We start from the raw sequence: 22,273 nt of genomic DNA, 5'->3' as shown, positions 1-22,273 counted from the left end.
TGTCAATGATTATTGTCACACCGTTATGTATATCTTAACATTGAGACAGGAAAGATAGACGACAGGTTGAAACTTTTTTTAAAGAAAAACCTGCCAATAATAAATAAGGAGCGAATATATTATGAGTACTTATACACATACAGCAGTAATTACAGGAGCTGCCGGAGGCATTGGTAAAGAATTGGCACGCAGACTGGCTGAACGTAAAATCAATCTGGTTCTGGTGGATCTGAACGAAGAAGCCATTCAAAAAACAATCACTGAACTGAACCTCGACAAAGAGCATGTGATTGCGGTAAAAGCAAATGTATCCCAAGAAGCAGACGTGAAAAACTATGTTCAAAAAGCACTCGATGCTTTTGGCAGAATCGACTACTTCGCCAATAACGCGGGTATCGAAGGTCCTACCGGTCTGATCGAAGACCTCAGCGTTGAAGCACTGGATACGGTATATAACGTTAACGTTCGTGGTGTATTCCTTGGTCTGCAAAATGTCATTCCAGTAATGAAAAAACAAAAATCCGGTGCGATTCTAAACACATCTTCCCTTGCAGGTCTGATGGGTGCTCCAGCCGTATCCCCATATATTATGTCCAAACATGCCGTAGTAGGTCTCACACGTACTGCAGCAAATGAACTTGCACCTTACAATATCAGAGTAAACGCGGTATTGCCAGGAACGATTAACACTCGCATGATGCGTCAAATCGAAGCAAACTCCGGTGACGTGGAAAACTATCAAGATGCTACTGTAGCCAGCATTCCAATGGGACGTTATGGCGAACCAGAAGAAGTGGCAGCTGTAATGAACTTCCTCTTGTCTGAAGAAGCTTCCTATGTAACAGCTTCCCTCTACACTGTAGATGGCGGCATGATGGGTCAATAATAAGCTGTACGAATGTTTTACCATAAAGATCGGGTTATCCATTAAAGACCCCTTCACAGTAATATAAAAGAAGACCCCAACCTCCACCGTTACGTGGAGGTTGGGGTCTTTTTTGGGTACCTTGTTTACGATGTGGATAGTACCTACAATAATTCAGATCTTAATCCACGTATCCAGCGTGGCCTTTTTCCATGAGATAGTCCATTTCGGCATCCAGAATGCCTTCTACCGTCAATTCATCCAGCTTCACATCTTTGCGGCTCAGGATATAGTCGGCCAGATCATCGCCGTCGATGTCCACTTCGCCTTTGGCATTTTCATGCGCTTTGTTGATGTACGCTTGCTCATGCTTCAGCACAAGCGAAATATTCGCCTGGCTCGCTTTGGTTTTGTCTGCGATATATTGCATCATTTCCTGCTCATTAATCGAATTCGCTTCCGTCACGTTCAGTTCAGCTCCTTGGTTCATACATACTGTTGCCATTGTAGCATAGGTTAACCCATAACAGACATGCCTTATTCAGATCTAAGTTAGACGAACATAGAACGTCGCTCCCTCTCCTACTACACTACGAGCATAGATCTGACCATTGTGCTGGTCCACGATGGATTTGGCAATCGCCAGACCGAGACCATGTCCACCATGCTTGCGTGCTCTGGATGCATCCGTACGATAGAACCGATCGAAGATACGATCCAAATGCTCCGGCGCAATACCTTCCCCTGTATTGGAGACGGCTAGTACCACCTCATGATTGTGCTTCTTCAGTGAAACATTGACCGCGCCTTTGGCTTTGGAGTATTTCACGGCGTTATCCAGCAGAATCAGAATGACCTGCTTGATCTGTTCACTATTGCCATGGACCATGAGCTCCGGCTCAATGCTGTAGTCGAGAGATATATTTTTCTCAAAAATAACAGCTTCCATCGTCAAAATAATGGTCTCTACCGCATCGCTCATATCAAACTTGGAGTGAATCATGGTGGAGCGTGAGTCATCGATCTCGGTCAGATATAACAGATCACTTGTCAACCGGGACATGCGCTCCGTCTCCGACTTGATATAATGCAGCCATTTGGACTGGTTATCAATAGTATCCTCCCGATTGGCAAGCAGCACGTCGGTGTTGGTATTAATGATGGCCAGAGGTGTCTTCAGCTCATGGGAGGCGTCCGCGATGAACTGTTTCTGTTTATCGAACGCTTCCTTGACCGGAGCAATGGAACGATTGGCAAAGTAACGGCTCAGGAAATAAATGACGATTAACATGAACAGGCCTACGATGGTGAAGGTATAGATGAGATTCGTAAGAATGCCCTGCTGGGCAGTTACATCAATGAACACAATCATATGTCCATCGCTGCTCGGATCAATGACATATGCCCAGTTCGTTCCATTTAGCGCAAATTGTCCGGTCTTACGCTCTGAAAGATCAGCCTTGTCCACCTTCTCCAGTGCCTCTGCGTAAAATGGTTCCTCCATGCTGAATCTGGATTGTGAATCCGTAATATTCCACTCATTATCCGTCTTCACCATGAACGAGACCGAACGCCCTGGCGGCGAATTGGGATCTCCGCCGGGTCCGTTCTGCTGCATGTCCGTTGGCGGATTACCTGTGATTGCATCATCCCCACGCGGCATCTTGGACGAATTATATGGGTTGTGATAGAAATCGGATACCTTGAAGAGCTCCATATTGGTTTCCCGCTGCACATTCTGGTACGTAATGATATAGATCGTCGCAAAGGCAACCAGCATCATGATGGAGATCGATACCAGATTGACGACCAAAAACCGGTTTCGAAGTCTCTTAAACATTAGGCCGTCACCTCAAGTACATAACCTACACCCCGGATGGTATTAATGCGGACCTTGGAGTTCAGGAAGGTCAGCTTCTTGCGCAAAAATGAGATATATACCTCCACATTGTTATACTCCACTTCAGAATCGAACCCCCATAGCTTCTCGATGATCTGCTCCTTGGATGTGATGGCCTGTTTGCGTGTGATTAGCAGCTCCAGCAGCTCGTTCTCTTTCAGATTAAGCTTCATCTCCTTGCCCTGCACGGCCAGCTTCAGCTGCGTTGTGTTCAGTTCAATATCGCCAAACTTCAACCCATCCTCAGGTACAACCTCGCCTTTTCTTCTAAGGGCTGCCCGAATCCGGGCCAGCAGTTCCTCTGTCGCAAACGGCTTCGCAATATAGTCATCCGCCCCATAATCGAGTCCGGTTACTTTGTCCGATAGCTCTCCCTTGGCAGTCAGCAGGATCACAGGCGTGTGGTTTCCCTCACTGCGCAGCTTCCTTAGCACGCTGATCCCATCCATCTCCGGCATCATGATGTCGAGCAGCAGCAGATCGTATATACCGCTTAACGCATAATCGAGTCCTGATCTGCCGTCATGGACCATGTCCACGGAGTAATTGTTTTTCTTCAATATCTGGGATACGGCCTCTGCCAGATGAACCTCATCTTCCGCAATTAATATTCTCATGATCTATTCATTCCTCTGCCTTGAATTGTTCGTCGCGACTTTCTTTTATTATATCAATCATTCTACCTGCGGAACCTTGAATCAATCTTAATTCATTGAATTTACGAGAAGTATTATAGGAAGGTAAAAAAAGATCAACGGAATGTAAAATCATTTAAGATTCATTCAAGGTTGACGCTCTAAGATACAGACATGGAAGCGATACACGATGAAACAAAACATACAACCCATGGATGAAAGGAATGAAACTTAAATGGCGATTGAAGTATTCAACCGATATGAGAGCAAGTATCTTCTGACCGATGAGCAATATGAACGTTTCTACCGTGATCTGCTGAAGTATATGGAACTGGATGCGTACAACAAGAAACACGAGTTCTACTCCATCAGCAACCTGTACTTCGATACCCCGCAGGATTCCCTGATCCGCGCAAGCCTCTCCAAGCCCAAATACAAAGAGAAGCTGAGACTGCGGGCTTACGGGGTACCTGAAGAAAATGCCAAGGTGTATCTGGAGATCAAAAAGAAAGTGTTTGGCCTGGTGAACAAAAGAAGAACAGCCCTGATGCTGGATGAGGCTTATGAATTCGTTCGTACGGGACAGGCGCCTGAGCTGGCAGACTACATGAACAAGCAGGTTGTCGATGAGATCGAATACTTCCTTCGCTTATACAACCTGGAACCGAAAGTGTATCTGGCCTATGAACGCAAAGCATTGTTCGATAAGAACAGCCGCGATCTCCGCATCACCTTTGACACCAATATCCGCAGCCGCAGATACGATCTGAAGCTGGAGCAGGGAGACTACGGTGAACCACTGGTGGAGGACGGTCGCTGGCTGATGGAGGTCAAGGCGGAGAAAACCGTTCCGTTCTGGCTGTCCCAGCTATTATCTGAACACGGCTTGTACCGTGTAGGCTTCTCCAAATACGGCAACGAATTCAAACGCCTTGTCAGAACGACGAACCTGAACTACCAGGGCGAACGAATCCTTGTTCCAGGGACCGACTTCGATCCTGCCATGAAACCTAACCAAACGATCATAGAAAGAGAGAGTGTAGTATATGCTTGATTCCATTTTCAGTTCTGCTCTAACCGACACAACGCTGACATTCAGCAGCGCTGTGATCACGATTGGCCTAGCCATCCTTATGGGTGCAATTATCAGCCTCACCTACATGAAAACCAATGCAAACACATACTCACAAAGCTTCACATTAACCATGGTTGTCCTGCCTGTTATCGTTGCGATCATCATCCTGCTGATCGGCAGCAACGTAGCCCGCGCCTTCAGCTTGGCCGGTGCCTTCTCGATCATCCGTTTCCGAAGCGCGCCTGGTGATCCCAAGGATATCTCCTACGTCCTGTTCACTATGGCTTCCGGTCTTGCCTGCGGCGTCGGCGCATTTGGATACGCGGTATTGTTCACCATCATCTTGTGTGTACTGATGTTTGTTCTGAGCCATTTCAAATTCGGAGCCAAAAAGAGTCAACAAAAATTGCTTAAAGTCACCATTCCTGAAAACCTGAGCTATGAAGAAGCCTTTGATGAAGTATTCAAAAAATTCAATGTCGAGTATCAGTTGAACAAAGTGAGAACAACCGAACTTGGCAGCTTGTACGAACTGGTCTATCTGGTTCACCTTGGCCAACACGTCAATCAGAAAGAATTCCTTGATGCCGTTCGTACACGTAACGGAAACCTGGATATCTCCCTCAACATGGCACCAACGCCGGAATATTAATTCGAGACATTTTATAAATCGAAAGGAACGATACATGATGAATAAAAAATGGATTACAGGCAGCAAGTTATGGTCCGTAGCGATGATTACCACAATGCTTGCAGCATGCAGTGCTCCAGCAGCAACCAACTCCACCGCCAACGCCGCAACATCAACAACAGGCACCACCAAAACGGTTTCTGTTAGTGAGCAGACTTCCGTCAAATATGCGGATCTGGTCTCCCTGGATGCGGACGATACCAATGTAAGCTGGAGTGAAACCGACTCTACAACCATTAAACTGAGCGGAAAGACAGCAACCGTTACCGGCTCCGGAGCCAAAGCGGCGAACGGCTCAGTAACCATCTCCGAGGCAGGTACGTATGTGCTTAGCGGGGAACTGACAGACGGACAGATTGTAGTTAATGTAACCGATAAAGGAACCGTTCACCTCGTGCTGAATGGGGCAACCATTCACGATAACGACAGTGCGGCTATCTATATTAAGGAAGCTGGCAAAGCTGTGATTACCCTGCAGGAAGGAACGGAAAATGCCGTTTCGGATGGTACAACTTACGTATACGCTGATGATGCAACGGATGAGCCCGATGCAGCCATCTTCAGTAAAGCAGATCTGACGTTTAACGGCACAGGCAAACTCAACGTAACAGGTAACTACAACGAAGGGATCACAAGTAAAGATGATCTCATCATTGTAAGTGGCACCATCAACGTCAAAGCAGCAGATGACGGCATCAAAGGTAAGGATATGCTTGCTGTCCAAGAAGGGACCATTACGGTTGATGCTGAAGGTGACGGTATGAAATCGACCAACGATACCGATGCGGAAAAAGGATTCGTAGCCATTGCTGGCGGTACATTCGATATTCAAAGCGGAAACGACGGCATCCAGGCCGAGACTGCACTCGTTACCGACGGCGGCACATTTAACATCGTAACTGGCGGCGGCAGCGCCAATGCACCAGCCAAAGCAGAAGAGGGACCATTCGGCGGCGGTGGCGGTGGCTGGGGTGGTGGAACACCTCCAACCGACATGGGTACTCCACCAGATGGTGAACCGCCTGCTGATATGCCGGCAGCGGATGGTACGAATGCAGCAGGGACAGCACCGGCAACTTCCGCTGATAAGGCATCGACTACTGCTTCGGATGCAGATGCTGCGGCAACAACTACAACCGAAACAGAATCGACAAGTGCCAAAGCACTTAAAGCCGGGGCAGATCTTACCGTTAACGGCGGTACGTACACCATTGATTCCATGGATGATTCCCTGCACAGCAACAGCAATGTAACGATCAACGATGGTAAGATTACCCTTGAATCCGGCGATGACGCCATTCATGCCGAACTTGCACTCACCATTAACGGTGGAACGATCAACGTTGCGAAGAGCTACGAAGGTCTTGAAGGCGCAACAATCACCTTGAACGATGGAGACGTGGACGTAACATCTTCAGATGATGGCGTCAATGCTTCAGGTGACATCACTGCAACGACTGCGGATGCTGCAACCACTACAGAAGAAGATAGCACTCAAACAACTGATGCAACTACTGCTTCCAACATCTCTGTAACCGAGACGACTGGAACAACATCAACAACTACAGATGCGGATCAAGCAGATCAAAGCACAGACGCAAGTGGCAATACTCGTCCACAAGGTGGCGCTCCAGGCGGTATGCCGGGTGAATCTACTGGAAACAGTGAGCTTCATATTAACGGTGGATCCCTTACCGTCAATGCAGACGGTGACGGACTCGACTCCAACGGTTCCATCTACATGACCGGTGGAACCGTGATTGTGAACGGTCCAACCAATGATGGCAATGGCCCGCTCGACTATGATGGCACATTTGAATTGAGTGGTGGTTACCTGATCGCAGCCGGCAGTTCCGGTATGGCTCAAGGGACATCCGAGAGTTCGACTCAGAATACAATCGTCATGACATTCCCTGAAACGCAAAAAGCAGGAACCCTGGTTCACGTACAAGACAGTGATGGCAACGACATCCTAACCTTTGCTCCGGCAAAAGATTATCAATCCGTTGTCATCAGTTCTCCAGACCTGAAAGAAGACGGCTCTTATGAGATCTACTCTGGGGGAACATCGACTGGTACAGCCACAGATGGCCTGTACACAGACGGTACGTACAGTGGCGGCACCAAAGTGGTTGCTTTCCAATCCACTAGCAACGTCACTTGGGTGAATGAATCCGGTGTGACGACTGCCAATACAGGTATGGGTGGTCCAGGTGGAGGACGCGGCCAAGGTGGATTCGGAGGCGGACGAAACAGAACAGGGTCCGGAACAACAACAGATGGCACAACTACAGAAGGAACAAGTACAAGCACAACAGACTCCGCAAAATAAACAAGGATACACTGAGCGGTATTTAATAAAACGCCTGTTCAGCATAACAATAGAAGGCGCCAAATTCACTTTAGAAGTGGGTTCGGCGCCTTCTTTCGTTATCCATATAGTGACTGGATCACACTGCTTTCCCTTGGGGAAAGGTATAACCATCGTTCTCTTCAAAATGTGTATACATAAACCTTCGTACGCAAGGCATCCTTGCACGTAATGGTTCGCAGAGGCACTTTCCCCGGAAGTGCGAAACATATACTGATAACCCGTGCCCCCGGTGGAAGCTCCCGGCTAAACTTGTCCTCGAGCCGGGTCATGGCACCAGGAAACAGATAACAGACCACACCGTCTGCGTGTTCATAGGAGCTCTTGTAGATATCGCCGCGTATGAACCGCAGCCGACCCTTCAGTGAATTCCGCTCGCCCTTGGCTTTTCTGAATCCAATCATCATGCTGGACATGACTTGTGAAAACCAGAAAGGAATGACCGAATTCTCAATACCCGTAACACGCTTGCCCAGACAATGGCGGGCGATATCCACGCCCAGCGTCCCCCAGCCGGAACCTGCCTCAATGATATCCCCATAACCCGGAATGCGATTAACCTCCTGAATGACTACCTGCCGGACCATTCTGGATGTGGGCATGGGCGAGATTCCATTTTTCCAGCTGACCAGCACAATGGATATGACGGCGATTAGCGTCACCACGGCAATCAGCCATGGAATGAATTGAATGATCAACATGGCCTCATCCCTTTGTTCATACAGTCTGGTTACATCATGCCGCCCATAACGCCAGGCACATGTGACTTCATGTATACACCCTTTTTATAGACCGATTTGATCGTAAAATGGACACCCAACTTGCGGTTAGTCCGATAGATCAGCGAGTTGATCTCATCGATTCCTACCGAATCGCTCTCCAGCATGCTTCGTTCAGGCCATACCTGGCCAACGATCTGCTCTCTCGTCACAAAATGATCCAATTGACTGTACAGCAGCTTGAACAGCTGGAACTCCTTCTTCGACAGCGGAATTTCCACCTCGCCAATCTGTACAGTCTGCAGGTGATCATGCACCCGGACTCCCTCACCCAGCAGATCGGATATGCGATATTCGCGAGTTTCTTCGAGATCACCCTCCGTCCGAAGCTGAATCAAGCCATTGACCATGGTCAAAATGTCTCCTTCGGCAAACGGGTATTTCTCATAGGGAACGAGCCGCTGCCCGTTCAATTCGGTACCATTTTTGCTATCCAGATCCTCCACCCACAGCTGACGCTGTGCATCATAATGAATGCGGCAGTGCCGCTTTGATATCAACTGATTATACACGGACAAGTCCGATTCACCGCCGCCCGTATAACGTCCCACCGTGATGGAGCGTCCCTGGCTTACGTAAGCAAATGAACCGTCGCTCTCCTGCCCAGGTGTACGAATGACGATTTTTGCCGCCTCCCGCATGTTCATCTCCCACCTTCGATTATCACTCTAGCTCTATACGTTTCATGAATAATGATAACTTCATCAGATTTGTTCCATTGTTTGCATCCCTGGCTATTTATATAGTGTATACAGGCAATGATGTATTCGTTTCTCTACTATACCAGACGTTGTGCTTTTTTTCTCATAACGGTCTTTCATCCAGCCTAATCAACAAGAGAGGGTTATCATCATGAACAAAAAGAAGATTTTCATATACGTACTGCTCGCTTTTGCCTTGTCCATTACACTAACTGTCCTGTCACGCATGACAGACGAACGCAGCGAATTATTGAACGGCACGCCAGCCTCTGAAACATCATGGATGCAACTGAACACACAGCCGTGAGCTTACTCTATTATAACGCGATCCATGTAATAAACGTTTCACCAATGTCATAATCACTGCAGAACATAACTTCCTGCCTGCATAATCGCATAAGTCCACATGAAGAAGCCCCTTACACGCTGACATCACAGCGGGAAGAGGCCTGTTTGCTTAGAATTGTACAATTGAAAATGCGTTCTGACGATTGTTCATATTTAAAAAAAGTAATTACTCAGCCCGATCGGATTCTTCCACCTGTGGGGGCTTTTTGGCCTGAGCTTCCTCCATCCGACTCGATACCTTCTGATACAGATACGAAATGCACAGCAAAAACCCCGGGAAGCAAGCTCGCTTCTCGGGGTTACACCATTTAAAATAATTCTACATGATAAACGCTTTATGCGGCATCTTTCTCTTCCCCATCTGCGGATTCGGGTTCGATTATTTCGGTGGCATCCGGGTCCAGCCAGTTGCTGAGCATGGTCCGTACATGCTGAAGATCATCCTCCGATAGATCATAATACCAAGTTCCACTGCGGGTTGCGCCTTCACCTTTCAGCATATAGTTGCTGATTGTTGGCGCGCTGTCTTTCATATATAAGGACTCGGCAAAGTTCACGATGAAATCCGAGCTCATGTTGGTTGTAAAGTTCGATCCGGCAATCTTGATGACGTCCGGGATCTTCGTCAGATTTTTGACCTCCAATGCCCGATTCATGAACGCACTCAGGAAAATTCGGTGGCGCATCGTCCGGTTAAAATCGGAGTCTTCCCGGTATCTGACATAGCCAAGCGCTTCTTCGCCGCTATAGATGGGTTTATTTGCTTCCACAAACAGCTTCTCATGACTCTTGAGTTTGTTCTCAATATTTTTCTTGATCGGCAGCTCAACGCCGCCAACCGCATCGACAATATCCTTGAGTCCGTTAAAATTAATCGCGGCATAGAAGTCCACCTTGTTCCCCAGCAGATTCTCCACCGTATCCATAGCCATCTTGGCTTCGCCATGGGCATAGGCTGAATTAATCTTCGATTTCACATCCCGCCCGACAATCTCGGTATAGGAGTCTCGCGGAATGGACAGCAGCAGCACTTTATTGTCTTCCGGACGCACGACGGAATAGATGATTGTATCCGAACGGCTTGGTTCATTATCCCGTTGATCAATCCCCAGCAGCAGTAGCGAGAAAGGGTCCGTGTGTTGTACCACAGGGACTTCTGCGTTCTGATCTCCAACCGGCTTGTAGGAATCATCAAGTGCTTCCTTCACCGTACCGGAGGCAAATAGGTTAAATGCCAGCAGTACAAGCTGTTTTTGGTAGACATATCCGAGTCCTCCCAGCACGATCAGCACGCTTAGGGTAATGAGTAGAGGTTTCTTCCATCTCTTCTTCGGTTTCTTCGGCTTCCGGCGGGTTAAATGTGCAGCACTGTTTTCCATCATATCTCCTTTAATAACGGGTTCTTAGAATCATTTAACTATATTAATAACACGTTTTCAATAGATTACGTTATAATCTGCTATACAAGAACTGACACAGAAGGAGCGATGATGAATGGAATATCGACGTTTGGGCAACAGTGGCTTGCGTGTATCTGCACTTGGGCTCGGCACGAATGCTTTTGGTAAACGTGCAGATGACGCGGCTTCAACCCGCATTATTCATGCAGCACTGGATCAGGGAATTAACTTTATCGATACCGCCAACATCTACGCCAGAACCGAATCGGAACGGATTATTGGACAGGCCCTGCAGGGGCGAAGGGAAAACGCTGTGCTTGCAACCAAGGCCGGACTTCCCCGGCATGATGGTCCGCATGGGCGGGGTTCCTCCCGCTATCATTTGCAGCAAGAACTGGAACAGAGCCTCCGGCGTCTGCAGACGGACTACGTGGATCTGTATCAGATCCACACGTTTGATCCGCACACTCCGCTGGAGGAAACCTTGCGAACGCTGGACGATATGGTGTCCTCCGGTAAAGTTCGTTATATCGGGGCCTCCAACTATGCAGCCTGGGAACTCATGAAAGCTCTCGGCATCAGCGAACTGAAAGGTCATGTGCGCTATATTTCCACTCAAACCAGCTACTCCCTGGCAGACCGCACCCCAGAGCTGGAACTTGTTCCAATGTGTCTTGATCAAGGCGTCGGAATCATTCCCTATTTCCCACTTGCGGGTGGCATTCTGACTGGCAAATATAATGGACAGGCTGGTATTCCTTCGGGCTCCCGAGCGGATACGGATCCATCCTTCAACCGGTTCCTATTGGAACACAATGTCAGATTAGGAGAGCAGATAAGTGAGAAAGCATTAGAATACGGCTGCTCTCCAAGTGTTCTGTCACTTGCCTGGTTGCTGGCTCGGCCAGCTGTTTCAACGGTTATCGTTGGGGCGACGCGTACTGAGCAGCTGGAGCATAACCTGGCTAGTTTAAGCCTGGAGCTTACGCCAGACATGATCACGGAGCTGGATCAACTTAGTGACTCGTTCCGTCATGGCGAGCCGTTCGCCACGTACCGGCTCGAATAGTAACTATAAAAAACCTCCCCGATTCACGCTCGGGGAGGTTTTCATTGTCTGTATGTAGAAGGGCAGGTGCCAACTCATCTTACCTTGCTTCGATGGGTATATCATCTATGAGTTCAATAAATGGTGGGATGCCATAGAGCGACTACTCCGATTTATGTTTGATAAGCTCCCGCATAATTTCCATATACTCTTCCTTATGATCGCTTACCAGGTCAAAGAACTGTCTGTCAGCCTCTTCAACTAGCTCGATTCCCCGATTGGCCAGTTCCGTGCCTTCCGGCGTTGTAGTAATGATGTTTGCACGGGTATCTGTTTGATGGCGACTGCGATGGATCAATCCCCGTTTTTCAAGCGCTCGAAGAACCTGAGAGGTCACATTCACATCCACGTTGGCAAAATGCGCAAGCTGAACCTGCGTTACGCCTTTCCCTTCCGTATCTCTCTCATTCAGCCATAAGCAGCCATGCAGAAGTACAAATTGCGGCGGGGTTAATCCCAAGGGATCAAGCACCCTGCGCACTTCCTTCTGCCACATCGTTGTAACCTGCCACAGCAGGTGTCCTGGACTTTCATGTGCGTTTTTATACTGTGAACTCATCTCATTTATTCCTCCATCACTGATGCCTTGGGACTTGTTGTATGCCGTGCATTGCAGAGATATTCGGATGGCTGACTGATCGTCAGCGGGAAGGGATGAATTGCTTCACCCATTGTCCAAATCCCTGCGGATTGCGGCTCTGGATCAGGACTGTGCCCTCACCTCTGAATCGGCATACCAGTCCTTCACCACTGGTCACACTGGATAACCAGCCCTGCGATGCTTTTTCGATATGATACTCCATATATTGAGGCCAGGCAACCAGATGCGCGTTATCCACAATGACTTCTTCTCCCGCTGCCAGATGAATGGCGTGAATTGCACCATAAGAAGACAGGAATACCGTGCCTCTTCCGCTGATCTCAATAATGAAGAAACCCTCCCCCGAGAAGAGGCCCTTCTTCAGGTTTTGCATTTTACTATTTACCTGGATGCCTTCCGTCCCGGCCAAAAAGCCATCCTTCTGCACATACAGCGAATAGGAACCATCCAGTTCAACAGCCTCCACACCGCCCATGGTGGAAGGTGACATCAAAATCTCTGCAGGTCCTCCTGCAGCGGTTAACTCTTGAAAGAAGAACTTCTCCCCGCTGATCATTCTTCCAATTCCGGCAAACATGCCACCCTCCGCAGATCCCTTTAGCTGAACCGTCGGCGTCATGGATACCATGGCACCGCTCTCAGCCTTGAATCGCTCTCCGCGCTGTAAACGAACCTTGAGCATGGCAAAAGCACCTTCATGCAAAATCTCGTAATTCATTGCTTGATCAGCTCCTTGTTCTCATCCGAATCAAAATGGTTCAGCCCATTATCCTCGAGCATTGCTGATTTGTCTCCGTACTCCTTCACGATGTGCTGCTCTCCCCAATTGCATAGTGCATTCAGAATCGGCTCCAGACTCCAGCCATATTCACTGAGCTCATACTCTACCTTGGGCGGGACCTGATTATAGACGATCCGGTTCACGATTCCGTCATCCTCTAGCTCACGAAGCTGCTGGGTTAACATCTTTTGGGTAATGGCGGGCATAATACGCTTAAGATCACTGGTGCGTTTTTTGCCATGTGTGAGATGACAGAGAATGACACACTTCCACTTACCGCCGATCACCTCCAGCGTTGCCTCGACCGAGATATTGTATTTTTTTCTGTTCATTATATGCTTCCTCCCCTAATCATCTGATGAACTTGCCAAGCTTATCTATATAGGCACCAAAAAGTACGTATGGTACCAAAAAGTACGTACTATTCATTTTATACCGAATAATTCATAATAGCATTTGCCGGTACGTAAATCTACATTCGGGGAGTTGAACAAGAAACATGGTACAAGATTCAAAACGCAGCACCTGGGCCCTGCTCGCACTGGCCATTAGTGCGTTTGCCATCGGCACCACTGAGTTTATCAGTGTTGGACTGCTGCCACTCATTGCGGGTGACCTGGGCATTTCCGTAACTACAGCGGGACTGACCGTTACTTTATATGCGCTCGGTGTAACCTTCGGGGCGCCCATCCTGACCTCATTAACCTCAACCGTGTCACGCAAGACGCTGTTGATGGCCATCATGGTTGTTTTCATTGCAGGCAATACGATGGCCGCGCTATCAAGTGGCATCACCATGCTGCTTATAGCCCGGATTATTTCAGCCCTGTCACATGGGGTGTTTATGTCCATTGGTTCCACCATTGCAGCTGACCTCGTGCCAGCAAACCGTCGGGCCAGTGCCATTGCCATTATGTTCTCGGGCCTGACCATCGCTACAGTGACCGGCGTGCCTCTGGGTACGCTGATCGGGCAACATTTAGGCTGGCGTGCTGCCTTTATTCTCATTGTTATTGTCGGCATCATTGCCTTTATTGGTAATATGGTACTTGTTCCTTCCACCCTGCAGCGCGGAACACGCACAGCATTCCGGGACCAATTGAAGCTTGTAACAGGAGGAAGGCTGCTGCTGGCGTTTGCAATCACAGCGGTCGGGTATGGAGGCACATTCGTCGTTTTCACGTACCTGTCTCCGCTTCTGCATGATATCAGCGGATATTCCGAGAAAACCGTGGCAGCCATTCTGTTGTTATACGGAATCGCCATCGCGATCGGCAATATCATTGGGGGCAAAGCCGCCAACCGTAATCCGTTGAAGGCATTATTTTATATGTTTATCGTTCAGACCATCATTCTGGGCATACTGTACTTTACCGTACCATTCAAGCTGGCAGCACTGCTCACCATTCTCGGCATGGGTCTGCTTGCCTTCATGAATGTACCCGGACTTCAGATGTATGTCGTCACACTTGCAGAACGCTATGCGCCACAGGCTAAGGATGTGGCTTCTGCCTTCAACATCGCTGCCTTTAACGCGGGTATTGCCATAGGCGCCTACCTGGGCGGGGTCATTACGGACTCCATTGGGCTCGTGCATACGACTTGGGTTGGTGCAATTATGGTTCTTGCCGCCGTTCTTCTTACAGGATGGGCCAGAGTACTTGAACGCAGATCATCAGCTGTATAAGCATTCGATATAAGAACAGGCTGCACCTGAAAAAATTGAGTTCCCAGACTAATCACGTTCAGTGACTCATGAAGCCCTTATTTAAAGGAACCGGTTTCGCATGGTATAGTATTATAGTACGTTGGACCCTATTTAATCTACCCTCATTTAATTTTGGGGGATTGGATTGAACGATTCGAGAGTTACTTTCTGTGAATTACGAACACACTTAGGAGGACATCACATGACAGCACAACACTTACAATCTACAGTAGCTTTGCATAACGGCGTTCAAATGCCTTGGTTTGGACTAGGGGTATTTAAGGTAGAAGAAGGCGCAGAATTGATCGAAGCGGTCAAAAAAGCAATCCAGCATGGCTACCGCAGCATTGATACTGCCGCTATATACGGTAACGAGTCCGGTGTTGGACAGGCGATTGCCGAAGCGTTGAAAGAAAACAACCTGAAGCGCGAAGAACTGTTTGTTACATCCAAAGCCTGGACTGCAGACCTTGGATATGAAGAGACTCTTGCAGCCTTCGATACAACTTTGAACAAGCTCGGTCTGGAATATCTGGATCTGTACCTGATTCACTGGCCAAAAGCAGGCAAATACAAAGGTGCATGGAAAGCGATGGAAGAGCTCTATGCTGCAGGCCGAATCAAAGCGATTGGTGTAAGCAACTTCCAGATCCATCACCTCGAAGACCTGATGCAGGATGCCAAAGTGAAACCGATGGTTAACCAAGTTGAGTATCATCCTCGCCTTACTCAGGTTGAACTGAAAGCCTTCTGCGAGAAACATGGTATTCAGCTTGAAGCCTGGTCCCCGCTCATGCAAGGTCAACTGCTGGACAACCCGGTGCTTACCGAGATTGCTTCTGCCAAAGGCAAATCCGTGGCACAAGTCATCCTGCGCTGGGATCTGCAGAACGGTGTTATCACCATTCCGAAGTCCACTAAGGAAAATCGGATCATTGAGAACTCTTCCATCTTCGACTTTGAATTGTCCAACGATGAGATGGATCGGATTAGCGCCCTCAACGAAGATGTTCGTGTGGGACCAGACCCGGACAACTTTGATTTCTAATTTGAATGAAGCAAAAAGCCTCCATTCCCTCGCTATATGCGGGGTATGGGGGCTTTTGTGTGTTGCGGTATGGAATCCTTCGGGTATGATGGAAGGCTTATTACATAGAAGACGCTCCCGAATTTATCAGGAGTGTCCTCTTTTATAGGTATATTACGATTGCAGCTGCCACAATGCAGCCACATTGGAAGGCTCCCACCCCGTTAAGGAGGTATGGGATTGCAGGCATTTATACGTTTTTCCATTATACGTAACCAGCTGCCCTACGACATAAGCCGTGTTAGCCTGCCAAGCGGAAAGGCCAGGATTCGTCGTACCCACTTCTGTTTTCACCGTCAAGGCACCGCTCGCAGCAGACAGGTTGCCTGCCGCATCCTTCGCTTTTACTGTAAACGTATAAGAGGTATCTGCCGTTAGGCCCGTAACAGTTGCCGATGTTCCACTAACGGTTGTCACCAAAGTGGTTCCGTTGTATACCTCATACCCGGTTACACCAACGTTGTCCGTGGAGGCCGCCCAGCTAAGGGTGATCGTGGATGAGGTTTTTGCAGTTGATGTGAGGTTCGTCGGCACGGTTGGTGCTTGGGTATCTCCCCCCGGCTGAACAGTAGTGCTTACTGTAACGCTATTACTAGCTGCGGATAGATTGCCTGCGGTATCCTTTGCTTTTACTGTGAAGGTATAGGAAGTACCTGGTGCAAGCCCGCTAATTGTTGCGGTTGTTCCAGTAACGGAAGTCACAAGGCTAGTGCCATTGTAGATGTTATAACCGGTAACGCCAACGTTATCCGTCGAAGCATTCCAGGCCAAGGTTACCGAGCTTGCCGTTACTCCTGTCGAATGGGCATTGCCCGGCACACTCGGTGCCGCCGTATCCGCAGGAGGCGTTGTGCCCCCGGTCGACAGATCCGATTTCAACTTGTTTTGGAGTGTCTTGTTGCGGTCCCCACTGAGCTCCCAGAACATCGCTCCGCCAAGCCCTTTGCTCTTGATATATGCGGTTTTGTGTCCGATGGACTCCGCATCGTCATAGCTGATGAAGCGCTTGTTGGAGGCGTTATACAGAAACGGTACTTTGGCTGTATCGTTCCAATAGCGTGTGTATCCATTTTTATTAATATAGTTCGCTTCCAGATCATAAAAGTCAAAGGAACCTGCCTCCCAAGTTCCTATAGAAGAACCACCCGAACACGTTTGATACTGGCCGTTATTCGCCTGTGCGCATCCATCCCAGCCTCGACCGTAAAATGGAACACCCAGCACGAGCTTGGCAGCCGGTACTCCTGCATTCAGATGCCCTTGTGCTCCGGCAGCCACATTAAATGTATTGCTATCTGGTACTCCTGCACTTGCAGCGGCTGGATCCGCATTCAGCGGTGCATTGTGTGCACTGATTTTCTGCCAGGCTCCGTTAAAATCGTAGGTCATGATGTTAATCCAGTCAACAATGGAAGCGATGTTCGCAAGCTCCGTATTGGCAGCATAGGTTGGAGATGCTCCGCTTGCAATCGTAAGCAGGTACTCTTTGCCGGAGGCGGCTTCCGCCGCATCCAGCTTCTCGCGGATTTTGCTCAGGAGTAGGGTATAATTTTGCTTATCTTCTGGACGTTTACTGTTACCGTCCAACCCGCCAGATACCGGGTATTCCCAGTCGAGATCCACCCCGTCAAAGTTGTATTTCCGCAGGAAATCGACGGCAGAGTTGGCAAAGACCTCACGGGTAGCTGATGTTGCGGCTACATCAGAGAAACGGTTGGACCACGTCCATCCTCCAACGGAGATGATCGTTTTCAGATTCGGATTGATCTGCTTCAGCTTGTTGAGCTGATTGATATTCCCTGCATAGGGCTGATCCCAGGTGTCCCCTGCAAATTGTTTGCCTGTGTCGATCCAGGGGTCTCCAAGAACAATCGTTCCATTCGGTACGTTGATTGTCTGGCTCTTCTCATTCTGGCAGCTCCAAGTCACCGGATTGGGACCAGAAGGATCTGGATTTCCATGAATGCCGTTCCAGCAAATATCGGCAAAGGCATAGTTGATATGTGTCACCTTGGTGGGATCAATATCCGTTACATTGTAGTTTCGTCCGTATGCCGCCCAGGCAGGATAGTAACCGACAATTTTATAGGCATCTGCTGCTTCGGCCGTTCGAGATTGAAGTATAAATGAAGGGATGATGACAGATAAGAACAGGATCAGACCGAGGAGAACCTTACCGACTTTTTTGAAATCCATGTGTATGGTTTTATATGACATTAGTACACAACCTCCTTCGTTGTTTGCGTGCTGAGCCCGTTCAGATACGAACGATGTGCGTTTGAAAATTGATGGTTCGTATATGCATCCCAGTTAATGGACCAGGTCATGATGCCCTTAAGGCCCGGATACCCCGCGGGTTGGTGCAAGGTATAAGAACCGCCGTAGGATACACCCTTGATCAAGTAATTCAATGCCTTCTGCAGCTCGGCAGGTGATGTATAGCCCCCACCGGCTGCCTGCTGGGATGCCGGTACACCGATCGCAATCTGATCCGGACGCAATGGACTGAAGAATGAACCCGAGCTTCCACCTACTTGAAAGCCCTGAAGCAGCATCTCGGCCATGGCTACATGGAAATCTGCTGTGCCCTGAGCATAGGAGCGCCCGTCCAGCCCGACCATGGAGCCACTGTTGTAGTGCTGCACGTGGAGCAGCGTCAGGTCATTACGCAAGGCATGAATAACCGGCAAATATGCTCCCCAGGGACCGCCATAGGACAGATAACCACCTTGGACATAGGCCGTCTCCGGTGCTGCTGTAAGTATGAACTCACTGCCAAAGTGTGACTTGACCGCCTTGACACCCTGGATGAGATTAACAATCTTGGGTGTCGTCGGATTACGGAAATCGGTATCCCCTGCATTCAGGGAGAGGGAGCTTCCTTCTAGGTCGATATCCAGACCATTGAAACCGTAAGTTGAAATAATGGATTTCAGTGACTCCTCGAACTGCTGCCTCTTGCCTGCATCGGTAAGCTCAATCGTTCCATTGGCTCCTCCCATGGACAGCAGTACTTTTTTTCCCTGACTCTGAAGATAGGCAATATCCGATTTGAATTCGGCTGTTGTTGCGTTATATGGAGTAAAAGCGAGCGTGCCGCTGCCGTGCGAAACCGGTTCGGCAAAGGAGACATTAATGATGTCGTAGGCTGTGGACACGTTGCGAAGTCTGATATTGGTAGAGCCATTGTCGAAGTTGTGCCAGTAACCGATCAGCCATTTGTTACCGATTGGCCCCGGATTCGGAGTTCCAGTGGAAGTTGTTACACTCAGGGGATTGCTTGCAGCAGACACATTGCCTGCAGCATCTTTTGCTTTTACTGTAAAAACATAAGCCGTGCCGCTGGTTAGCCCACTTATTGTCGTTGTTACAGCTGAGGTACTCGTCACAAGAGCCCCATTTTGATACACGTCGTATCCGGTCACCCCCACATTATCCGTGGATGCGTTCCAGGTAAGCTGGACTGAGGTCCCCGTGATCGAGGATGAGGCTAAGCCTGCAGGAATGGAGGGTGGGGTTGTATCCGGAACAGGTGTCTCTCCTCCTTCCCCGGGACCATCCCCTACATAAGTCCACAGTGCAGGAACTAGAGGAGGCTCCCAGCCATTCAAAGCCGTATGGGACTGAATGCATTCATAATTCTTGTTTTGATATGTTACGAGGTCTCCTTTCTTGTATGCGGTGCCGGCCTGCCACTGGGCAGCGGCGTCTGCTCTTGGTGCAAACCACGAAATGATCAGAAGAAATGCCAAAGCGACTATGATAACCGGGCGGACTCGAACAGCTTGATTCAAGCAAAATCCCTCCTGTACTCAGCTTGTTTTCACCTTGCAAAAGCTTCTCCGTGCACTGGCATGTGATCTGCGACGATAGGAATTTAATTCGTGATCCAGATTTGCGTTTGCAGCTTCCCCCTCTCTCTTCGACATCGGATCTGCCCTCCATTTACGTTTAAGATTAATGACATCCAGATTTTACAGGGAATTTACAGATCCTCATCTGTATTTAATCAGTAAACTGCAAATGAGATAAGGGATAAATTATTCTTTTGGAGGGTGAAAATTGAATATGCTGCAAAAAAAAGACTGTCTGCCAAGCCCCTAACGGACTTGAAAGACAGCCTTGCATAAGCTCCTGCAAACAGGCAGTAAAACGTTGCCCCCTGAGGCACTAGTGATTGTTAAGCTTCAGCCAAAGGGTTGCCATTCATCCTCTCCGAATAGCACGCGAGATAATGAATATTCCTCTGCCTGCTGTTCATTCAGAATGGTTGCCCACGGCACTCGCCCCGCCCCGCTCCCTGCTCCCGGACCCTTATTGTTATATTCGGCGAACACCACGCTGGCCTCTGCATCAGGTTTGTTCCAGTTATGCCAGCCCTCCTGCTTCACATGAGCACCCATCCAGCAATGCAGGAAACATACTTTGGCGTGATTTCTCCACGGCCTGCCGAGGTATACCGATTGCGGAGGTGCATCGCTGGTCAGGGAACAGTCGATGAACACATAGCCGTACCGGACATCTTCCGGTGTAGAAGCCGCAGTGATCCAGCCATGAACTTCCTCTGCAGAGGCAGTAGTGTCATCAAATGAGCGTTTCTTCGCAAAAATCTCACAACCCTTGAATACGGCTGTAGCCGAGCCGAAAATGAAATCGATATCCCCCTCAATATAACAGTCTTCATAATATTGGCGCAGCTTCCGCCTCTCTGCCCCGTCACGCGGACCACCGAAGGAACTTCTGTCGATCGGCTGTTCCGGGAGCGGCCCGGTGAAGATCGTATCCTGATGTCCGATGAAACGACATTTGCGAAAAGCGGCCCGGTCCCCATCTACATACACGGCAAGAGCCTGCCCAACATCCTTGCCGGGACCGGCCGAATTTACAAAGGAAAGCCCCTCTGCAGTGAAATCATCCGCGCCAACGAAGGCTGAATACGAATGGAATGTATGATAGGGCTCCCCGTTAGGGAACGTCTTGAGTGCATAGTCGTCATATTTAACAATGGTCTGTTCTGCTCCCTCACCGATGAGATGAACCCATGGCTTCTCGATATGCAGCTTCTCAACATAGACACCTTGTCTAATACGAATAATGAATGTCTCGGTACAAGGTTCCGGTATGGCGTCGATTGCAGCCTGGATAGTGGGGAAATCACCGCTCCCATCGAGTGAAACCGTATATAAGCGATTGTTCTTATCCTTGGATATCGGCACTTTCATGACCATCGGCCTCCTTATTTTTTAAGGTCCGTACACTTCACATTGAATGCGTTTACAACAAATTTGTCCCATCTTAGCAGAGTCCACTTGGCTTGACAATATTAAAATATCTGTGACTACAATACTAATAGGATATACAAGCGGAAAACAGAAGGAAGGAATACGACATGATTATTGATGTACAACACGTGACTTGGAAAAGGGGACCGATAACCCTGCTGAACGATGTCAGCTGGCGGGTTAATGATGGAGAACACTGGGCACTGCTTGGCCTCAATGGCTCCGGCAAGACCACGCTGCTTAACATGATCACCGGTTACCTCTGGCCTACCGAAGGCTCGATTTCGGTGCTTGGACATCCGTATGGAGAGGTCGACCTGCGTGAACTGCGTAAAACCATCGGTTGGGTTAGTTCTTCCCTCCAGGAGAAATTACATGGGACGGATCGTACTCAGTATGTCGTCATTAGCGGCAAGCATGCCACGATCGGTTTATATGATAAGTTATCCGATGAGGATCTGGATCAGGCCCGGGAACTGATGACCACTCTTGGCTGTCAGCACTTGTGGGATCGCGAATATCGAACCTGCTCCCAGGGCGAGAAGCAGAAGCTTCTTATTGCCAGAGCCCTAATGGCGAATCCGCGTATTCTTATTTTGGACGAGCCCTGCAATGGGCTTGACCTGTTCTCCCGTGAGCGGCTGCTGGAGAGTATCAGTGAATTATCACAAAGACCAGACTCACCTTCTCTAATTTACGTAACCCACCATACCGAAGAGATTCTGCCCGTATTCAGTCACAGTCTCCTGCTTCGGCGAGGTGAGGTTGTGAGCAGTGGGTTAACCTCTGAGGTGATGAACACCGAAGTGTTGAGCGATTTTTTTGAAGCGCCTGTAGATGTGGAACATCATGGGGATCGTGTCTATGTGAGGGCTGCCGATAAATAAACAGCTCCTCTGCACACAGCCTGAGTACTTAAAAAGCCAAGAAACTTATCCACA

General features: G+C 48.8%; 21 protein-coding genes. 9 read left to right on the top strand and 12 right to left on the bottom strand.

From position 1 onward, the window contains the following. Nucleotides 1–121: 121 nt before the first annotated feature. Nucleotides 122–886, top strand: coding sequence for an SDR family NAD(P)-dependent oxidoreductase (locus AC3WQ3_RS01010; RefSeq protein WP_095360204.1), 765 nt, complete (start codon nt 122–124; stop codon nt 884–886). Between the two features lie 160 nt (nt 887–1,046). Here the strand turns inward: AC3WQ3_RS01010 and AC3WQ3_RS01005 are convergent, their stop codons facing one another. Genes AC3WQ3_RS01005 through AC3WQ3_RS00995 form a run of 3 tightly spaced genes read right to left on the bottom strand, consistent with a single transcriptional unit; the run spans nt 1,047 to nt 3,382 of the window. Continuing rightward, on the bottom strand, nt 1,047–1,370 hold the full coding sequence (locus AC3WQ3_RS01005; protein WP_227780152.1) for a hypothetical protein: 324 nt from the start codon (nt 1,368–1,370) through the stop codon (nt 1,047–1,049). 42 nt (nt 1,371–1,412) lie between these two features. Beyond that, nucleotides 1,413–2,705: a sensor histidine kinase gene (locus tag AC3WQ3_RS01000; RefSeq protein ID WP_492471185.1), complete on the bottom strand. Its 1,293-nt coding sequence runs from the start codon at nt 2,703–2,705 to the stop codon at nt 1,413–1,415. Continuing rightward, nucleotides 2,705–3,382 carry a response regulator transcription factor gene (locus AC3WQ3_RS00995; RefSeq protein WP_127537478.1) on the bottom strand — a complete coding sequence of 226 codons (678 nt, stop codon included), beginning with the start codon at nt 3,380–3,382 and terminating at the stop codon, nt 2,705–2,707. Before AC3WQ3_RS00995 ends, AC3WQ3_RS01000 begins: the two co-directional genes overlap by 1 nt. A 253-nt stretch (nt 3,383–3,635) precedes the next feature. On the opposite strand from AC3WQ3_RS00995, the gene AC3WQ3_RS00990 reads away from it, so the two are divergent. The 3 genes from AC3WQ3_RS00990 to AC3WQ3_RS00980 are packed head-to-tail and all read left to right on the top strand — an operon-like array spanning nt 3,636 to nt 7,498. Beyond that, the gene (locus AC3WQ3_RS00990) at nt 3,636–4,454 is read left to right on the top strand and encodes a polyphosphate polymerase domain-containing protein (protein ID WP_095290755.1); all 819 of its coding nucleotides are present in this window, start codon (nt 3,636–3,638) and stop codon (nt 4,452–4,454) included. Continuing rightward, nucleotides 4,447–5,127 (top strand): DUF4956 domain-containing protein, encoded by a 681-nt coding sequence (locus AC3WQ3_RS00985; protein ID WP_095290753.1) that lies wholly within the window; start codon nt 4,447–4,449, stop codon nt 5,125–5,127. The genes AC3WQ3_RS00990 and AC3WQ3_RS00985 overlap by 8 nt, the downstream gene beginning before the upstream one ends. A 37-nt stretch (nt 5,128–5,164) precedes the next feature. After that, a complete protein-coding gene (locus tag AC3WQ3_RS00980; RefSeq protein WP_492471184.1) occupies nt 5,165–7,498 on the top strand; it encodes a carbohydrate-binding domain-containing protein in 2,334 nt (777 codons plus the stop codon). Between the two features lie 161 nt (nt 7,499–7,659). Here the strand turns inward: AC3WQ3_RS00980 and AC3WQ3_RS00975 are convergent, their stop codons facing one another. After that, nucleotides 7,660–8,238, bottom strand: coding sequence for a class I SAM-dependent methyltransferase (locus AC3WQ3_RS00975; protein ID WP_336782450.1), 579 nt, complete (start codon nt 8,236–8,238; stop codon nt 7,660–7,662). 29 nt (nt 8,239–8,267) lie between these two features. Next, entirely contained in the window at nt 8,268–8,957 is a 690-nt protein-coding gene (locus AC3WQ3_RS00970; protein WP_336782451.1) for an FHA domain-containing protein, read from the bottom strand. A 211-nt stretch (nt 8,958–9,168) separates the two neighbouring features. Here AC3WQ3_RS00970 and AC3WQ3_RS00965 point away from each other — a divergent pair, with 211 nt between their 5' ends. Continuing rightward, a complete protein-coding gene (locus AC3WQ3_RS00965; RefSeq protein WP_336782453.1) occupies nt 9,169–9,324 on the top strand; it encodes a hypothetical protein in 156 nt (51 codons plus the stop codon). A 376-nt stretch (nt 9,325–9,700) separates the two neighbouring features. On the opposite strand, the gene AC3WQ3_RS00960 is transcribed toward AC3WQ3_RS00965, so the two are convergent. After that, a complete protein-coding gene (locus tag AC3WQ3_RS00960) occupies nt 9,701–10,747 on the bottom strand; it encodes an LCP family protein (RefSeq protein ID WP_492471183.1) in 1,047 nt (348 codons plus the stop codon). Nucleotides 10,748–10,859: 112 nt separating this feature from the next. On the opposite strand from AC3WQ3_RS00960, the gene AC3WQ3_RS00955 reads away from it, so the two are divergent. Next, entirely contained in the window at nt 10,860–11,834 is a 975-nt protein-coding gene (locus AC3WQ3_RS00955) for an aldo/keto reductase (RefSeq protein WP_492471182.1), read from the top strand. A gap of 142 nt (nt 11,835–11,976) precedes the next feature. Here the strand turns inward: AC3WQ3_RS00955 and AC3WQ3_RS00950 are convergent, their stop codons facing one another. The 3 genes from AC3WQ3_RS00950 to AC3WQ3_RS00940 all read right to left on the bottom strand — a co-directional run bounded on the left by AC3WQ3_RS00950 (nt 11,977) and on the right by AC3WQ3_RS00940 (nt 13,587). After that, nucleotides 11,977–12,432, bottom strand: a complete 456-nt coding sequence (locus tag AC3WQ3_RS00950) for a MarR family winged helix-turn-helix transcriptional regulator (protein WP_336782457.1) — start codon at nt 12,430–12,432, stop codon at nt 11,977–11,979. An 82-nt stretch (nt 12,433–12,514) separates the two neighbouring features. Beyond that, on the bottom strand, nt 12,515–13,192 hold the full coding sequence (locus AC3WQ3_RS00945; protein ID WP_492471181.1) for a TIGR00266 family protein: 678 nt from the start codon (nt 13,190–13,192) through the stop codon (nt 12,515–12,517). After that, nucleotides 13,189–13,587, bottom strand: a complete 399-nt coding sequence (locus AC3WQ3_RS00940) for a winged helix-turn-helix transcriptional regulator (protein ID WP_095290738.1) — start codon at nt 13,585–13,587, stop codon at nt 13,189–13,191. The genes AC3WQ3_RS00945 and AC3WQ3_RS00940 overlap by 4 nt, the downstream gene beginning before the upstream one ends. 167 nt (nt 13,588–13,754) lie before the next feature. Here AC3WQ3_RS00940 and AC3WQ3_RS00935 point away from each other — a divergent pair, with 167 nt between their 5' ends. Both AC3WQ3_RS00935 and AC3WQ3_RS00930 read left to right on the top strand, forming a co-directional pair. Further along, on the top strand, nt 13,755–14,942 hold the full coding sequence (locus AC3WQ3_RS00935; RefSeq protein WP_336782460.1) for an MFS transporter: 1,188 nt from the start codon (nt 13,755–13,757) through the stop codon (nt 14,940–14,942). A 223-nt stretch (nt 14,943–15,165) separates the two neighbouring features. Then, entirely contained in the window at nt 15,166–16,011 is an 846-nt protein-coding gene (locus AC3WQ3_RS00930; RefSeq protein ID WP_095290736.1) for an aldo/keto reductase, read from the top strand. Nucleotides 16,012–16,164: 153 nt separating this feature from the next. Here AC3WQ3_RS00930 and AC3WQ3_RS00925 read toward each other — a convergent pair whose 3' ends face one another. The 3 genes from AC3WQ3_RS00925 to AC3WQ3_RS00915 all read right to left on the bottom strand — a co-directional run bounded on the left by AC3WQ3_RS00925 (nt 16,165) and on the right by AC3WQ3_RS00915 (nt 21,272). Further along, a complete protein-coding gene (locus tag AC3WQ3_RS00925; protein WP_492471180.1) occupies nt 16,165–18,246 on the bottom strand; it encodes a glycosyl hydrolase family 18 protein in 2,082 nt (693 codons plus the stop codon). A gap of 20 nt (nt 18,247–18,266) precedes the next feature. Then, nucleotides 18,267–19,844 carry a chitinase gene (locus tag AC3WQ3_RS00920; protein ID WP_336782463.1) on the bottom strand — a complete coding sequence of 526 codons (1,578 nt, stop codon included), beginning with the start codon at nt 19,842–19,844 and terminating at the stop codon, nt 18,267–18,269. A 393-nt stretch (nt 19,845–20,237) separates the two neighbouring features. After that, complete coding sequence (locus AC3WQ3_RS00915) at nt 20,238–21,272, bottom strand: pectinesterase family protein (RefSeq protein ID WP_336782464.1); 1,035 nt, start codon at nt 21,270–21,272, stop codon at nt 20,238–20,240. A gap of 167 nt (nt 21,273–21,439) precedes the next feature. Between AC3WQ3_RS00915 and AC3WQ3_RS00910 the strand changes: the two genes are divergently transcribed. Continuing rightward, nucleotides 21,440–22,219 (top strand): ATP-binding cassette domain-containing protein, encoded by a 780-nt coding sequence (locus AC3WQ3_RS00910; protein WP_154894523.1) that lies wholly within the window; start codon nt 21,440–21,442, stop codon nt 22,217–22,219. Nucleotides 22,220–22,273 lie beyond the last annotated feature (54 nt).

It is taken from the genome of Paenibacillus sp. FW104-T2, assembly GCF_058789975.1.
Note: the sequence above shows the minus strand (reverse complement) of the source record. Positions and strands in the feature narration are given on the sequence as shown.

Excerpts from the sequence above, each read along its gene's own strand:
- AC3WQ3_RS00955 (WP_492471182.1), top strand. The coding sequence starts at position 10,860 with ATGGAATATCGACGTTTGGGCAACAGTGGCTTGCGTGTATCTGCACTT.
- AC3WQ3_RS00985 (WP_095290753.1), top strand. The coding sequence starts at position 4,447 with ATGCTTGATTCCATTTTCAGTTCTGCTCTAACCGACACAACGCTGACA.
- AC3WQ3_RS00930 (WP_095290736.1), top strand. The coding sequence starts at position 15,166 with ATGACAGCACAACACTTACAATCTACAGTAGCTTTGCATAACGGCGTT.
- AC3WQ3_RS00935 (WP_336782460.1), top strand. The coding sequence starts at position 13,755 with ATGGTACAAGATTCAAAACGCAGCACCTGGGCCCTGCTCGCACTGGCC.
- AC3WQ3_RS00950 (WP_336782457.1), bottom strand. The coding sequence starts at position 12,432 with ATGAGTTCACAGTATAAAAACGCACATGAAAGTCCAGGACACCTGCTG.
- AC3WQ3_RS00965 (WP_336782453.1), top strand. The coding sequence starts at position 9,169 with ATGAACAAAAAGAAGATTTTCATATACGTACTGCTCGCTTTTGCCTTG.
- AC3WQ3_RS00980 (WP_492471184.1), top strand. The coding sequence starts at position 5,165 with ATGAATAAAAAATGGATTACAGGCAGCAAGTTATGGTCCGTAGCGATG.
- AC3WQ3_RS00995 (WP_127537478.1), bottom strand. The coding sequence starts at position 3,382 with ATGAGAATATTAATTGCGGAAGATGAGGTTCATCTGGCAGAGGCCGTA.
- AC3WQ3_RS00925 (WP_492471180.1), bottom strand. The coding sequence starts at position 18,246 with ATGGATTTCAAAAAAGTCGGTAAGGTTCTCCTCGGTCTGATCCTGTTC.
- AC3WQ3_RS00960 (WP_492471183.1), bottom strand. The coding sequence starts at position 10,747 with ATGATGGAAAACAGTGCTGCACATTTAACCCGCCGGAAGCCGAAGAAA.
- AC3WQ3_RS00915 (WP_336782464.1), bottom strand. The coding sequence starts at position 21,272 with ATGAAAGTGCCGATATCCAAGGATAAGAACAATCGCTTATATACGGTT.
- AC3WQ3_RS01005 (WP_227780152.1), bottom strand. The coding sequence starts at position 1,370 with ATGGCAACAGTATGTATGAACCAAGGAGCTGAACTGAACGTGACGGAA.
- AC3WQ3_RS00975 (WP_336782450.1), bottom strand. The coding sequence starts at position 8,238 with ATGTTGATCATTCAATTCATTCCATGGCTGATTGCCGTGGTGACGCTA.
- AC3WQ3_RS01010 (WP_095360204.1), top strand. The coding sequence starts at position 122 with ATGAGTACTTATACACATACAGCAGTAATTACAGGAGCTGCCGGAGGC.
- AC3WQ3_RS00945 (WP_492471181.1), bottom strand. The coding sequence starts at position 13,192 with ATGAATTACGAGATTTTGCATGAAGGTGCTTTTGCCATGCTCAAGGTT.
- AC3WQ3_RS00990 (WP_095290755.1), top strand. The coding sequence starts at position 3,636 with ATGGCGATTGAAGTATTCAACCGATATGAGAGCAAGTATCTTCTGACC.
- AC3WQ3_RS01000 (WP_492471185.1), bottom strand. The coding sequence starts at position 2,705 with ATGTTTAAGAGACTTCGAAACCGGTTTTTGGTCGTCAATCTGGTATCG.
- AC3WQ3_RS00940 (WP_095290738.1), bottom strand. The coding sequence starts at position 13,587 with ATGAACAGAAAAAAATACAATATCTCGGTCGAGGCAACGCTGGAGGTG.
- AC3WQ3_RS00910 (WP_154894523.1), top strand. The coding sequence starts at position 21,440 with ATGATTATTGATGTACAACACGTGACTTGGAAAAGGGGACCGATAACC.
- AC3WQ3_RS00970 (WP_336782451.1), bottom strand. The coding sequence starts at position 8,957 with ATGCGGGAGGCGGCAAAAATCGTCATTCGTACACCTGGGCAGGAGAGC.